This is a genomic window from Pseudomonas sp. S4_EA_1b (assembly GCF_016307435.1).
Classification (GTDB): Bacteria; Pseudomonadota; Gammaproteobacteria; order Pseudomonadales; family Pseudomonadaceae; genus Aquipseudomonas; species Aquipseudomonas rhodesiae.
In genome coordinates this window covers 79494-93365 of record NZ_JAEILC010000026.1, presented here as the reverse complement: position 1 = coordinate 93365, position 13872 = coordinate 79494, and the positions used below count along the sequence as shown (strand labels likewise).

The following is a 13872-nucleotide window of genomic DNA, read 5'->3' as shown; positions in this document are numbered from 1 at the left end:
ATGAGGCAATCGGCCTGCTGCACGTGAGCAGTCCGACGAAAAAGGTCAATTTCAGTCCTGCTTGAGGACCCAAAGCAGCTCGTGCCGACGTACGGCCTTACGGAAAAATTCGTTCTCACCGTAAGGCGATGGACCGCGCCCTGCCAGCCATTGCTGCAACAGGCGACGCACCCGGCGCTTGAACCGTGCGCGCGGCTGTAGGTCATGCATCATGCCCAATGCCATGGCCTTGTCCCGCTGCTGGCTCAGGCTCAGTAACCGGCAGTAGGGCTTGAGTACCTGGGCATGGTCGAACTGTGGCGGCAACGCTACGCCGGCGCCGGCGTCGCCCATGGGCCAGCGGTCGTTATCATGCAAGTGGTTGGCATAGCCAAGCAATGTGCTCGGTTGCCATGCCAGCCCGTGCAAGGCTTGCACGACGGCTTCATGTGCGCAGATGTGGTCCGGGTGCGGGTCAAGCACTGGGGTCGGCATGACGATGACCTCGGGGCGAGCTTTAAGCAGCAACGCCCGCAGGTCAGCAATCAGGTTGTTCCAGGTCGGAGCGCCATCCACATCGCTGGGCAGTGCCAAGCTGTTGAACTGGCGGAACACACGAGTATCGTCCAACTGCGCTTCGCGGGACGGCTGGGGCTGGTCCGGCGTAGCGCGCATGGCTGGCAATTGCAGGCAGAAGTACCCCAGTTGAACGCACTGCGCTTCTGGCACCCCGGCCCAACGTGGCACCGCGATACTGTCCCAAGCGCGCAAACGCCCTTTGAGCTGCGCCGCTTCGGCCTTGGGCAAGCCCATTTGCTGATAGTGCTCGGCCTCGATCTCCCCCGCCGTCAAGGTCACGATCCAGCTTTCATGCGCCTGGCCATACAAACCAAACGCCGCCAGTTCCGCGTCGTCGGCATGGGGCGCGATCACCATCACCCGCTGGCCTGCAGCGTCCGGCTGGCGGAACACCCACAGCACCGGCCGACCGATCACCCGACAATGGCAGCCACGCAAGCGCAACTCACCGCCGAGCAACGCCTGCGCCGAGCCCGTGAGATTGAGGTAGCGTGTGCCAGCCACACCGCGTTCGAACGCTTGACGATCAGGCTGCTCGCTTGCCGACAGCTCAACCGCAGGGTCCAGAAAGCGGCCCAGCCAGTTGCTTTTGAGTTGTACCTGGACGATCAGCGTTTCGTCACCGACCAGTTCCACGGTCTCCTGAAGCACCAGGCGTCCGCCCTCCAGGCTTAACGCCAACTGCTGGCTGTCGGGGGCGAAGCGGTATTGGTAGTCGTCCTTGGGCGAATAGAAAAGATGGTCGGCAAACCAGGCTTCATGCGCCACCCACAGCAGCACCGCCAGGATCAGCGGCAGCCACCAAGCCACCAGCACGCCGCACACGATCAACGCCAGCGCGCCAATCAACAGCACCATGCGCTTATTGCGCCGATGACGTTTGAGCAGTTGCTGTTTGCGGCTCATAGGCTGAACACCGGCACCGGGTTGCACCAGCGCTCTTTGTACTCACGGTCGGCGCGGCCGAACGAAAAACGCAGCGGCTTATCCACTGCACGAGCCTGTTCCCAGGCGCTTTGGGTGTTGAGGAAACTCAATACGCTCCCAGGGCTGAACGCGCGGGTTTCGGGGTCAACCCCACCATTGACGTACTCAACGCTGATCCACTCGGGCGACTCGACGTGATACACCAACTGCACAGCGATCGGCGCATCGTTGAGAAACAGCACCGACCCGATCAGAAACTCTTCGAGCAGCGCCAGCACGTCAGCCAAACGCTCCGCCCCGGTCGCCGGGAAACCCCAACGACGCTGGAACAGATCGCAATAAATCGCCGCCAACTCGGTGCTGGAAAACTCGCTGACCGCACGCACCACACCGCCCGCCTCCTCCAGCAGTCGCAATTCGCGGCGCTGGTTATAGCGAAACTTTTTCGACAAGTCTTCAGGGGTGCGTGCCATGGCCAATTGCTCAACCTGAGGCTTGAGCGTACTGACACGCCCTTGATTCAGGGCCGACAGATAGCGCCCGCGATGGCGCACCGGCAGCTGCGCATCAACGGCAATCGGCAGAATGATCTCGGCATTGCCCAGATCGAACAGGCCTTTCTTGCCGCTGCGCTTGAGCACGTCTTTGGACAGGGCGAGGTCGCGTCCCCAAGTGGCTATCGCGCCCTTGAGTTCGCCGCCCTGCTGCCAGCCCAGGTAACGCACCGGAATTCGCGCCAGGTCGGCCAAGCGCTCCACGACCTGCGGATGGGTCGCGACGCTGCCACCGAAGCGCTGCCAGGCTTGAGCGTAAACCTCGGCCTCTACAGGCTGCCAGCCGCCACGTTCACGCCATGCCTGGAGGCGATTCAGCATTTAGACCACAGCGTCATAAGGATCCACACCGTCCTTGACCACGAGGATGTCTTCCATGATCAGGTATTGCAGGTCGGAGCCGAAGAACATGTTCAGCGCGTCGGTCGGCGAGCAGATCATCGCTTCGCCACGGCGGTTGAGCGAGGTGTTCAGGGACACGCCGTTGCCGGTCAGTACTTCCAGCTCTTTCATCATGTCGTAATAGCGCGGGTTGTATTCGCGCTTGAGCACCTGGGCGCGGGAGGTGCCATCTTCATGGACCACTTCCGGCACGCGGGTCTTCCACTCTTCAGCCACTTCGAAGGTGAAGGTCATGAACGGCGCCGGGTGATCGACCTTGATCATTTGCGGGGCCACGGTGTCGAGCATCGACGGGCAGAAAGGCCTCCAACGCTCGCGGAATTTGATCTGGTGGTTGATGCGGTCGGCCACGCCGGTGGCGCTCGGGCAACCGATGATCGAACGACCGCCCAGCGCACGCGGGCCAAACTCCATGCGGCCCTGGAACCAGGCCACCGGGTTGCCGTCGACCATGATCTTGGCGATGCGCTGGGGCATGTTTTCGATCTTGCGCCAGTTCGGCTTGCTCTCGTGCTTGGCGCACGCGGCAATCACATCTTCGTTGCTGTAGGACGGGCCGAGGTAGACGTGTTCCATCTTCTCCACCGGCACACCACGAGCGTGGGATACATAGGCGGCCGCACCGACGGCGGTGCCGGCATCGCCGGACGCAGGCTGCACGAACAGCTCTTTCACGTCATCACGGGCGATGATTTTCTGGTTCAGTTTGACGTTCAGCGCGCAGCCGCCGGCGAAGGCCAGCTTGCCGGTATCCTTGAGGATGTCGCCCAGGTAATGGTCGATCATCTGCAGGGCCAGCTTCTCGAACAGCGCCTGCATGCTGGCGGCGTAGTGGATGTACGGCTCGTCGGCGATGTCGCCTTCGCGCTTGGGCCCCAGCCACTCGATCAGTTTCGGCGAGAAGTAGAAGCCCTTGCCCTTCTCTTTGTAGCGGCGCAGGCCGATGACGTTGGCGTAGTCGGTGTTGATCACCAGCTCGCCGTTTTCAAAGGAAGCCAAACGCGAGAAATCATATTTGCTGGCATCGCCATAAGGCGCCATGCCCATGACCTTGAACTCGCCGTCGAGCATCTCGAAACCGAGAAACTCGGTGATCGCGCCGTACAGGCCGCCGAGGGAATCCGGGTCGTAGAATTCTTTGATTTTGTGGATCTTGCCGTTCTCGCCGTAGCCGAAGAACGTGGTGGCGTACTCACCCTTGCCGTCGATGCCAAGGATCGCGGTTTTTTCCTGAAAGCCCGAGCAGTGGTAGGCACTGGAGGCGTGAGCCAGGTGGTGCTCGACCGGCTCGATCTTGATCTTCTTCGGATCGAAGCCCAGTTGCTCCAGGCACCACACGATCTTGTTGCGGTAGCGCTTGTAGCGGCGGTTGCCCATCAGGATTGCGTCGAGGGCGCGGTCCGGGGCGTACCAGTAACGCTTGGCGTAGTGCCAGCGCGCCTCGCCGAACAGGCTGATCGGGGCGAACGGAATCGCCACTACGTCAACGTCGGAAGGCTTGATGCCGGCCTGTTCCAGGCAGAACTTCGCCGATTCGTAGGGCATGCGGTTCTTTGCATGTTTGTCGCGTACGAAGCGCTCTTCTTCGGCGGCCGCGATCAGCTTGCCGTCGATATACAGGGCTGCGGAAGGATCATGGCTAAGGGCGCCGGACAGGCCAAGAATCGTCAATGCCACAGGGGTCTAGCCTCTTTTAGTCTGCATGCAGGCGGGTCGCGCCTGAAAAAAGTGTGCCTCCCGCACGGGCGGGAAACAGCTAAAGGGCGGGATTATAGCGTAAAAGCAGTGGGAAGCTGTTAGCGGCAAGCGGCAAGTGGGCCTAGCGGTAGATCTCGATGCTGCCGTCTTTGTTCTGGCGGTAGATCGTGTAAGGCAGGACCAGGGTGTCCAGCACGCCGGACCCCAGGAATTCGATGGCGATGATCGGTAGAGCGTTGCCGCTACTGTTCGACAGGCTTGGATCGTTCAGGCTTCTTTCCGGCTTGGGTTCACCGTTGAGCGTACAAAACCCGTACATCACGCCGCTGTAGATGCGCGGCACGTTTTCGCAATGGCTGCGCGAGTCCTTGAGATTCTGGCTGGCCACGGCGTCGGGGCGGAACACGGTGTTGATCGTGCCGCAACCGGCCAATGCCAGTATCGCGACCAGCCAGATGACCCTCGATAGATGCCGCATGTCCGCTCCTTTGATCTATTTACTCAGGAACAGCCACGCTAGCACCGCCCGCCATGAAGTCCCAGTACGGACGCGTCGATTAGCCGCGTAGGAAGATTCCCGAATGATAAAAATCGCCCGACTCACTAAACTCGCGCCCCTTTGCGCGTTTACTTCCCAAGCGCCACTGATTTTCGGCCGATTGATGAACCACCTCACCCGCTTTACCCTGCTGCTGCCCGGCCTGCTTGCCCTGTGCGACACCGCCCAGGCAGACGACACTGTTCTGATCCTCGACCCCAGCGTCGTCACCGGCTCGCGCAGCGCCAGCCCGACGTTTGAGCTGCCGTATTCCGTGGACGGCATCAGCCGCGAACAGATCAGCGACGGCCAACTGGGCATCAATGCTTCCGAAGCCCTGGCCCGCGTGCCCGGCCTGGTGGTGCAGAACCGCCAGAACTACGCCCAGGACCTGCAGATTTCCTCACGCGGCTTTGGCGCCCGTTCGGCGTTCGGCGTGCGCGGCCTCAAACTCATCGCCGACGGCATCCCTGCCAGCACCCCAGACGGCCAGGGCCAAGCCGCCACGTTCAACCTCGACACCGCCGAACGCATCGAAGTGCTGCGCGGCCCGGCAGCGACCCTGTACGGCAGCAACGCCGGCGGCGTGATCCAGATGTTCTCCCGCGACGGCGAAGGCCCACCGCGCATTGGCGCCGAAACCCTGGTAGGCAGCGACGGCTTGAGCAAAAACCACCTCAGCGCCGAGGGCGCGACCGACGGCGCCGGCTTCGTGCTGGATGCCTCGCGCATGGACACCGACGGCTACCGCGACCACAGCAGCGCCCGGCGCGACCAGACCTTCGCCAAACTCAATGTCCAGCCCGACGACGACAGCAAACTGGCGCTGATCTACAGCAGCCTGGAACAAAACGGCACGCAAGATCCGCTAGGGCAGACGTGGGCCGCCTACAAAGCCGATCCACGCTCGGTGAGCGCCAACGCACTCACGTACAACACGCGCAAGAGCATCGACCATCAGCAATTGGGGATGAATTACGAACGGTATTTCGGCGATGCGACATTGCAGGTAAATGGGTATACGGGGCGGCGCAGCGTGATTCAGTACCTGTCGATCCCCGACAAGTTCGCCAGTGGCGCGACAAACCCCGCCAATACACGCGGCGGTGTGGTGGCATTCGACCGCACGTTCTACGGCGGCTCCATCCACTGGCTGCAACCCATCACCAGCGCCCCGGGCGACCTGACCCTGATTGCCGGCCTCGACTACGACCGCAGCGAGGATGACCGCCAAGGCTATTCCAACACCCTCAACGGCGTGCATGGCGTCAAAGGTGCGTTGGGCCGCGATGAAATCGACACTGCTACCAGCCTCGACCCATTCGTACAAGCCAACTGGCTGCTGGGCGACTGGACTCTGCAAGCCGGCGTACGCCATAGCACCATGAAGATGGAGGTGGATGACCATTTCCTCAGCGACGGTGACGACAGCGGCAGCAAGACCTACCAGAAGAACACTCCGTCGGTCAGCGTGATGTATGCCTTCACACCCGACCTGCACGGTTATGTGAGCGCCGGCAAAGGCTTCGAAACTCCGACACAAGCGGAGTCGGCGTATTCCAGCGGTTCAAATGGTTTCAATTTCGCGCTCAAGCCATCGGTGAGTACGCAATATGAAGTGGGCCTGAAAGCACGGGTCGGCGAGGACACCCGCCTTAACGCTGCGGTCTTCCAGATCACCACCGAAGACGAGTTGGTGGTCCAGCAATCCAGCGGCGGGCGCACCACTTACCAAAACGCCGGGCGCACCCTCCGCCGTGGCTTCGAGCTGGGCGTCGAAAGCCAGCTGACGCAACAGTGGAGCACCCAACTCGCGTATACGCGCCTGCAAGCCACCTACGACAGCGACTTCACGGGCGGCGGCAACCCCGTGGATAAAGGTAACTACCTCCCCGGTGTACCGCAGACCACGCTGTTTGCCGAGCTGAACTGGAAACCGCGAGACTGGGTCAGCACCGCCATCGAAGGGCTGTACCGCAGCAAGGTCTACGTCGAAGACACCAACCAGCAACGCGCCGCACCGGCTTACGGCGTGTTCAACTGGCGAGCGCGCTTCGAGCAGAAGGCCGAGCACTGGACCTTCCATCAGACCCTGCGCCTGGACAACCTGCTGGACCGTCAGTACGTCGGTTCGGTGATCGTCGGCGACAGCAACAACCGCTACTACGAAGCCGCGCCTGGCCGTTCGTGGTACGCCGGCGCCGGCGCCGAGTATCAATTCTGATGGTCAGAGCGATCAGCTGGGTTGCTTGGGCAACCGCTGGTCGATCAGTTGATATAACGCACTGTCCTGCGGCCAGTTGCGCATAAACCGCGCGCGGTCCTTGGCGTAGGCCGGGGCGAAGCTGGCGAGACTGCGGTGCTGGCACATCGCATCGAGGTCGATCAGGGCCCAAAGGTCTTCGTGCCAAAACAGGTTATGGCCCTTGAAATCCCCGTGGCTGATGCGCTCGCGGATCAGCTCAGCGAATAAATGATCCAGCGCCTGCAGTTCGTTTTCCGGCGCGTCGCCGTGTTCAACGTAGGGCGCGAAACGCTCGATGATGTCTGGGCCCGGCAGGTATTCGGTGATCAGGTACGCACGGCTGCGCAGCCAGAGAAAGCGCTTCTCCAACACCGCCAGCGGCTTGGGCGTGGCGATGCCGAGGAAGGCCAGGCGATTGCCTTCGCGCCAGGAATGCCAGGCGCGGCTCGGGCGCCAAAAACGCTTGAGCCAATGGGCGAAGCCCTTGATGTTGTAACGCTTGATTACCAGCGGCCGACCGGCCACCTCGACTTTGGCCACACTGGCCGCACCGCCGGTCTTGTACAAATGGCCCTGGTCCAGCAATACATCGGCCTGCTCCAGCACCGGCAGCATTGCGGGCACTTCCTCGCGCCTGATCGCGCGCAAGGCAAAAGCACCGCGCACGACGCTAAACAGCGTGCATTCGCGGCCAACCTTTTCCAGAAAGTCCTTCAAACGCCAGGCACTGACCTTGCGTACTTGTTTTTCCAGGGCTTCCAGGGGCAAGGCATGTTCGCTGTTGCTCAGCAGGTAATACACCAGCAACTCTTCGGTAAACGGCTCAAGATTCTTCGGCAATTGCGCAAAAAACACCCCGAGGTTTTCCAGCACCCGGTTGCGCGACAGCGGCTTGCCGGCTTCTTCGACGCGAATTCCGGCGCCATCGATCAGGTACAACTTGCCGTCCTTGCGCAGCAGGTTGTCCAGGTGCAGGTCTTCCTGCCACAAGCCTTTGACGTGCATCTGCGCAATCTCGCCCAATGCTTCGGCGAGCACCGCGGTTTGTTCATCAGCCAAGGGCGGCAAACCTTCGACCGCCTGCCAGGCATCGGCCAGGCTTTCGGCACCCTCGATAAACTCGAACAGCAACCAGCCACCCTCGCCTTGCTGCAAACCGTCGGCAAGCAGCAACGGCGTGGTCAGACCCTGTTCGGCCAACAGGCGAACACCGCTGAGCTCACGCTGAAAATGCCGCGCCGCCTTACTGCCTACCAGCAGCTTGGCCAGCACTGCGCGGCCGCGCCAGACGGCCGCGCCGACATAGCGCTCGCCCGGCAACACGCGCAACAGGCTCAACATTTGCAGTTGACCGGGGCCGGCGGCGTCCGCCAGGTCCAGGGTCAGGGGCAGGCTCGGGGTGCGGCCGGCGTTTTTCAGCTCCGACAGACGCATCAGCGCTTCTCCTTATGGCTGCGCCGGGTCGTCAGGCGTTGCAGCCAAGTGGCGACCTCTGCGCTGTCTTCTGGTTGGTCCAGGTAGGCCGCCAGCAGCTGGCGCACCTGTGCGTCGGACCATTGCGGGGAACGGCGCAGCAACGGCTCCAGGTCCTTGACCCGATCCCGCCAGCCAAACAACAAAGGGCGGGTTTTCTCCAGATCGATCAACTGCGCGGCATAACCGTCGCCGGTGGCCTGCAGGAAAATATGCTTGGGGTAGAAACAGCCATGCACCTGGCCGACGCCGTGCAGTCGGCGCGCCAGTTCGCCGCACGCCCGCAGGATGGCGCGGTGCTGGGCATCGCTGAGCGAAGGCCACTGCTCAAGCAGCGAATCCAAGTCGTTCCAGCCGTCAAGGGCACGGGTCAGCAGCATCGCGCGGTACTCGCCGGCCACTTTGCGTTCGCCATAGAACGCCGCCTGCAAGGCCGGAATACCCAAAGTGCGGTAACGGCTGATATTGCGAAACTCGCGGGAGAAACTCGGCTCGCCCAATGGGCGATGAAGGCTGCGAGTCAGGTAGTTGCTCTGACGCTTGAGGTAATACCCCTGCCCCTCCAGCTCCAGGCGAAACACGCTGCTCCAGCCGCCGCGACTGGTGTTCGGTTCGTCCACTGCGTCGAGCTGTTTGGCCCACAAGGCGTCGAACGTGGCCAGACCGTTGCGTTCCAACAAAACCCGGTCTTCAGCCGCCACAAAATCACTCATTCGCGCCCCTCAAAAAACTTCACCACATGGCGAATACGCTGTTTGTCCGATGCACTCAGGTGCTGGCGCTGACGGTATTGCAGATAGAACCGCAGGCGCTGAGTGGCCGACAGGTGATATTTGGCCACCTTGTCCAGGCAGGCCAGATCCTTGGTAATACGGTACTTGAGCCAGAACCCGCGCCAGAAATCGCCGTTGGGGCAATCGATCAGGTACAGGGTCTGCTGGTCGTCGATCAACAGGTTGCGCCACTTCAAGTCGTTATGAGTAAAGCGGTGATCGTGCATGGTGCGGGTGTATTCGGCGAGCTGGCGGCTGACCCCATCGACCCAGCGCGGATCGCGCAGGCGGGGGTCGTTGCGCTCGGCCAGCGCCGACAAGTCTTCGGTCTTGGGCAATTCACGGGTGATCATCGCGCCGCGATCATAGGCCAGGCCATTGCGCTCCAAGCCCCAGGCCACCACATCGGCAGTAGGAATGCCCCACTTGGCAAAGCGCTTGAGGTTCTGCCATTCGGACTTGACCCGCGGCTTGCCCAAGTAGCGACGCAAGCCCTTGCCGGCGCCGACGTAGCGCTTGACGTAATAATTGACCCCACCGCGCTCTACCCGGATCACTTCGGACAACGGATCGCGGGTCAGCCGCTCGCCTTGCAGGGCGAACACCGCGTCGAGGCTGCCAAAGTCATCCGCCAGGCCGGCGTAGGCCGGTTCCAGGTTCCAGCCCGCCATCAGAGCGCATCCCCGTATCGCTGTTTACGCGCGTAGAGTTTGTCGGCCTTGCCTTGCAGCCACTGCAACAAAGCGCTTTCTTCGGCCAGGATCTGGCGCAACGGCTGCTGGAAGTAGCCCTTGAGGAACCGCAGCTTGTCGCGACGGGTCAGGCCGATGTCCAGCGCCGAGAAGTACAGCGCGGCCAGGTCTTTGTTGCGCCAGCGCAGGCTGATTTTCGGCCGGGTCTGGGCACGGTGCAGGTCGATCACCGACAACTTGAAGCGATCAGGCGTGATCGGCGTGTCGGTGTGCAGCAGGAAGTGGCAGATATAGCAGTCACGATGGTTCACCCCGCCGCGATGCATCATGCCGGTCATGCGCGCCACTTCGGCGATCAGCGCGCGCTTGAGGCGCGGCTGCGGTGGCTGCTTGACCCAATCAATGCTGAAGTCTTCCAGGCTGACCGTGGGCGCCAGCTCTTCGGTGATGATGAACGAGTGCTGGTCCGCCGGGTTGCTGCCGCGCTCGCCGTAGGCCACGGCGGTCATGGTCGGCACGCCGATTTCCTGCAGGCGCTGGATCGCCAGCCATTCCTGCCCGGCGCCGAGCACCGGCAGCTTGGCGGTGACCAGGTTCTTGACGATCTCACCCCAGCCGATGCCCCGGTGGATCTTCACAAAGTAGCCACGGCCGTCCACCTCGGTGCGCAAGGTGCGTCGGGCTTCCAGTTCGCGGTACACCTCGCCTTCCAGCCGCTCTACTTCGGCGAACGCATCGCGTCCGGCCCAGAGGCTCTTGAAGGGTTCGGCAAGCATCAACTTCATGGCTTTGGCTCCGCCAGAATCACATCCGCAGCGTGCTGCGGCATGCTGTAGAGGTCGGCCGTCTCAGCGAAAGCCAACCCGTTGCGGCTCCAGGCCGCGCGCTGTGCAGAATCGGTCAGCATGCGCGCCAGGTACTGGTTCAACTGAGCCTGTTCGAACGGCTCATCCAGCACCAGGCCGCTGTCGGCCTCGGCAATGTAATGGGCATAACCACACACCGCCGAGACCAGTACCGGCAACCCGGCCACCAGCGCCTCAAGCAGCACGGTGCCGGTGTTTTCGTTATACGCCGGGTGGATCAACAGGTCGGCGCCCAGCAGGAAACGCGGGATATCGCTGCGCCCTTTAAGAAACTGCACGTTATCGCCCAGCCCCAATGTGGCGCTTTGCAATTGGAATACTTTGGGGTCGTCCTGGCCGATTACAAACAGACGCGTGCGTTTTTTCAGCTCCGAGGGCAACGCGGCCAGCGCCTTGAGGCTGCGGTCGACGCCCTTGGTCTTGAAGCCGGAGCCGATCTGCACCAGCAGCAGGTCGTCCTCGCCCAGGTTGAATTCCTTGCGGAACCCTGCGCGGATTTCGGCGGCGTTCGGCGGTGCGCGACGGTCCTGGGCGATGCCCGGCGGCAGCAGATGAAAGCGCTCCACCGGGGTGTCGTAGTACTTGATGAACAGCGGCTGCTGCACTTCGGAAATCATCAGGATTTCGGTCTTGGCGTCCTTGGCGAACACCGCACGTTCGTATTCGGCGAAGTGGCGGTAACGACCAAAACTGCGGTACAGCGAATGGCGCAGGTTCTGTGCTTTGTCTTCAAAACAACCGTCGGCAGCGTAGTACACGTCCAGGCCGGGCATCTTGTTGAACCCGATCAAACGGTCCACCGGGCGCTTGGCCAGGTCGGCCTCCATCCAGGCACTGAGTTTTTCGTTGCGCCGATGGTTGAAGAACGCTTTGACCGGCGCCACCAGCACTTCAAAACCGGGCGGAATATCGCCCTCCCAGATCAGGGTGTAGACGCGAATCTGATGGCCGCGCCGCTGGCACTCCAGGGCGATGCGCATGAAGTCACGCTGCAGGCCGCCGAAGGGGAAGTATTTGTACAGAACAAAAGCCAGTTGCATCAGTGCAGTTCCTCAGCCAGTAACAACGTGCTCAGTCGGCTTGCCACACGCTCAGGGTTCAGGCGCGTGAAGCACAGGGGCGATTCGCGCGCGATGTCGAATCGACGCAGGTCGTCGGCCGTCGGTTGATAGGTACAGTGTTTTTGCAGGCACGGCGCGCAGGACCAATCGCTGGCCAGGTGAATCTGCGCCTTGCCGTAGGCGCCGGTCAGGCCCGGATTGGTGGGGCCGAACAGGGAGATGGTCGGCACATCCAGCGCCGCCGCCAGGTGCCCCAGGCCGGTATCCACCGCCACGCAAGCGCGGGCGCCGGCCAAAACGCGAGCCACGCCGGCCAGGTTCAACTTGGGCAATACTTCGGCGTTCGCCAGGCCTTGAGCCAGGCGTTCGGCGCGGGCTTTTTCCGTGGCGTTGCCCCAGGGCAGCTTCACGTCCACGCCCAGGCGCCCCATGCGTTCGGCCAGCTCGCGCCAGTAGGCTTCCGGCCAGTGCTTGGTGTCCCAAGTGGTGCCGTGCAGCAGTAGCACGAAGGGCTTTTTCGGTGGCAGGCCGAGCAACTTGTCGACGCTCAGGCCGTAGTCGCCCAAGCCTTTGGGCAAGTCATAACCCAGGGCCACGGCGAACAACTGACGCAAGCGTTCCACCGCGTGCTGCCCACGAGCCACGGCCAGACGTCGGGAGTAAAAACGCGCCGCGATGGGTTCACGGGCGGAGTTTTTATCAAAGCCGGCCACCGGCGCCCGTACGTAACGGGTCAGCCAGGCGCTTTTGAACAGGCCCTGAGCGTCAATCACCAAGTCATACTTGGTCGCTTGGATGCGCTGCTTGAAGCGCCGCCATTCACCGCTCTTGAAGGTTTGCCAGAGGTTCTTGCGCCAGCGGCGGATCGCCACCGGGATCACCTTGTCTACCGCTGGGTGCCAGGTGGGGATTTCGGCAAAGCCCTCTTCCACGACCCAGTCGAATTGAATGCCGGGGATCGCCCGCGCCGCGTCGGTCAGTGCCGGCAAGGCGTGGATCACGTCGCCCAGGGATGAGGTCTTGACTACCAGTACCCGCAACTCAGTGAACCTCGACCACGTCGCCCTGCAACCGCTGCAAGGCTTCGCTGACCGACTGCGGCAACAACTGGCGCAGGCAATTGTAGTGGCCGAAACGGCAGGTGCGCTCGAAACACGGGCTGCAATCGAGCCCCAGGCGCACCACTTCCACTTTGTCGGCCAACGGCGGGGTGAAGCCCGGCGAGGTGGACCCATACACCGCCACCAACGGGCGGTTCAGCGCCGCGGCCACGTGCATCAGGCCGGAGTCGTTGGACACCACCGCATCGGCGCAGGACAGCAGGTCGATCGCCTCGGCCAGCGAGGTGTCGCCGCTCAGATTCACCGCCTCTTCGCGCAGGCCCGGGATCAGACGCTGGCGGATGTCCTCGCCCACCGAGTGGTCGTTCTTCGAGCCGAACAACCATACTTGCCAGCCTTCGCGGATCTTCATCTCAGCGACCTTGGCGTAATGCTCCGAAGGCCAGCGCTTGGACTCGCCGAACTCGGCGCCGGGGCACAGCGCCAGCACCGGGCGATCCAGGCTAAGGCCGAACTTGGCCAGCGCCGCGTCGCGGGTGACCGGGTCAATCCGCAGGCTCGGGCGCGGATAGGGTTTGGGCAACTCGGCACCCGGCGCGTACGCCAGCGCCATAAAGCGTTCGATCATCAGCGGATAGCGGGTTTTGTCCAACGTGCGCACGTCGTTGAGCAGCACATAGCGAAATTCGCCGCGCCAGCCGGTGCGCTTGGGGATGCCGGCAAAGTACGGCACCAGCGCCGACTTGAGCGAATTGGGCAGCAGGATCGCCTGGTCGTACTCGCCGGCCATGGATTTGCCGATGCGACGACGGGTCGCCAGCTCCAGGGCGCCGTGGCCGAGCGGAAAGCTCAAGGCCTTGCGCACTTCGGGCATGCGCTCAAGGATCGGCCGGCTCCACTCAGGGGCGAGCACGTCGATCTGGCAATCTGGATGGCGAGCGCGCAGGCACTGGAACAGTGTCTGTGCCATCACCATGTCACCGACCCAACTGGGCCCAACGATCAGAATATTCATGTAGTTTCC

Annotated in this window: 12 protein-coding genes; 1 reads left to right on the top strand and 11 read right to left on the bottom strand. The window is 62.4% G+C overall.

The window, feature by feature from the left end:
* Positions 1 to 51 precede the first annotated feature (51 nt).
* From YA0848_RS09280 to YA0848_RS09265, 4 genes are all read right to left on the bottom strand, one after another.
* Positions 52 to 1464, bottom strand: coding sequence for a PIG-L deacetylase family protein (locus YA0848_RS09280; protein WP_169902943.1), 1413 nt, complete (start codon positions 1462 to 1464; stop codon positions 52 to 54).
* Positions 1461 to 2360: an antimicrobial resistance protein Mig-14 gene (locus YA0848_RS09275; RefSeq protein WP_184315986.1), complete on the bottom strand. Its 900-nt coding sequence runs from the start codon at positions 2358 to 2360 to the stop codon at positions 1461 to 1463. Before YA0848_RS09275 ends, YA0848_RS09280 begins: the two co-directional genes overlap by 4 nt.
* Positions 2361 to 4118, bottom strand: coding sequence for a carbamoyltransferase family protein (locus YA0848_RS09270; protein ID WP_034095562.1), 1758 nt, complete (start codon positions 4116 to 4118; stop codon positions 2361 to 2363). It lies immediately after the preceding gene.
* Between the two features lie 142 nt (positions 4119 to 4260).
* Complete coding sequence (locus YA0848_RS09265) at positions 4261 to 4617, bottom strand: YceK/YidQ family lipoprotein (protein WP_034111482.1); 357 nt, start codon at positions 4615 to 4617, stop codon at positions 4261 to 4263.
* 184 nt (positions 4618 to 4801) lie between these two features.
* On the opposite strand from YA0848_RS09265, the gene YA0848_RS09260 reads away from it, so the two are divergent.
* Positions 4802 to 6901, top strand: a complete 2100-nt coding sequence (locus tag YA0848_RS09260; RefSeq protein ID WP_169902944.1) for a TonB-dependent receptor family protein — start codon at positions 4802 to 4804, stop codon at positions 6899 to 6901.
* A gap of 12 nt (positions 6902 to 6913) precedes the next feature.
* Here YA0848_RS09260 and YA0848_RS09255 read toward each other — a convergent pair whose 3' ends face one another.
* The 7 genes from YA0848_RS09255 to waaF are packed head-to-tail and all read right to left on the bottom strand — an operon-like array spanning position 6914 to position 13863.
* Positions 6914 to 8356, bottom strand: coding sequence for a lipopolysaccharide kinase InaA family protein (locus tag YA0848_RS09255; RefSeq protein WP_169902945.1), 1443 nt, complete (start codon positions 8354 to 8356; stop codon positions 6914 to 6916).
* Entirely contained in the window at positions 8356 to 9108 is a 753-nt protein-coding gene (locus YA0848_RS09250; protein ID WP_034095559.1) for a lipopolysaccharide kinase InaA family protein, read from the bottom strand. Before YA0848_RS09250 ends, YA0848_RS09255 begins: the two co-directional genes overlap by 1 nt.
* A complete protein-coding gene (locus tag YA0848_RS09245; RefSeq protein WP_034095558.1) occupies positions 9105 to 9839 on the bottom strand; it encodes a lipopolysaccharide kinase InaA family protein in 735 nt (244 codons plus the stop codon). Before YA0848_RS09245 ends, YA0848_RS09250 begins: the two co-directional genes overlap by 4 nt.
* On the bottom strand, positions 9839 to 10645 hold the full coding sequence (gene rfaP, locus YA0848_RS09240; protein WP_034095557.1) for a lipopolysaccharide core heptose(I) kinase RfaP: 807 nt from the start codon (positions 10643 to 10645) through the stop codon (positions 9839 to 9841). The genes YA0848_RS09245 and rfaP overlap by 1 nt, the downstream gene beginning before the upstream one ends.
* Positions 10642 to 11766, bottom strand: a complete 1125-nt coding sequence (locus YA0848_RS09235; protein WP_034095556.1) for a glycosyltransferase family 4 protein — start codon at positions 11764 to 11766, stop codon at positions 10642 to 10644. Before YA0848_RS09235 ends, rfaP begins: the two co-directional genes overlap by 4 nt.
* Positions 11766 to 12827 (bottom strand): lipopolysaccharide heptosyltransferase I, encoded by a 1062-nt coding sequence (gene waaC / locus YA0848_RS09230; protein ID WP_034095555.1) that lies wholly within the window; start codon positions 12825 to 12827, stop codon positions 11766 to 11768. Before waaC ends, YA0848_RS09235 begins: the two co-directional genes overlap by 1 nt.
* Position 12828: 1 nt before the next feature.
* The gene (waaF, locus tag YA0848_RS09225; protein ID WP_034095554.1) at positions 12829 to 13863 is read right to left on the bottom strand and encodes a lipopolysaccharide heptosyltransferase II; all 1035 of its coding nucleotides are present in this window, start codon (positions 13861 to 13863) and stop codon (positions 12829 to 12831) included.
* Positions 13864 to 13872: the final 9 nt, after the last annotated feature.

Bases quoted from the DNA above. Each gene is read 5' to 3' on its own strand.
- YA0848_RS09235 (WP_034095556.1), bottom strand. From the start codon at position 11,766: ATGCAACTGGCTTTTGTTCTGTACAAATACTTCCCCTTCGGCGGCCTG.
- YA0848_RS09245 (WP_034095558.1), bottom strand. From the start codon at position 9,839: ATGGCGGGCTGGAACCTGGAACCGGCCTACGCCGGCCTGGCGGATGAC.
- YA0848_RS09255 (WP_169902945.1), bottom strand. From the start codon at position 8,356: ATGCGTCTGTCGGAGCTGAAAAACGCCGGCCGCACCCCGAGCCTGCCC.
- waaF (WP_034095554.1), bottom strand. From the start codon at position 13,863: ATGAATATTCTGATCGTTGGGCCCAGTTGGGTCGGTGACATGGTGATG.
- YA0848_RS09265 (WP_034111482.1), bottom strand. From the start codon at position 4,617: ATGCGGCATCTATCGAGGGTCATCTGGCTGGTCGCGATACTGGCATTG.
- YA0848_RS09280 (WP_169902943.1), bottom strand. From the start codon at position 1,464: ATGAGCCGCAAACAGCAACTGCTCAAACGTCATCGGCGCAATAAGCGC.
- YA0848_RS09260 (WP_169902944.1), top strand. From the start codon at position 4,802: ATGAACCACCTCACCCGCTTTACCCTGCTGCTGCCCGGCCTGCTTGCC.
- YA0848_RS09275 (WP_184315986.1), bottom strand. From the start codon at position 2,360: ATGCTGAATCGCCTCCAGGCATGGCGTGAACGTGGCGGCTGGCAGCCT.
- YA0848_RS09250 (WP_034095559.1), bottom strand. From the start codon at position 9,108: ATGAGTGATTTTGTGGCGGCTGAAGACCGGGTTTTGTTGGAACGCAAC.
- rfaP (WP_034095557.1), bottom strand. From the start codon at position 10,645: ATGAAGTTGATGCTTGCCGAACCCTTCAAGAGCCTCTGGGCCGGACGC.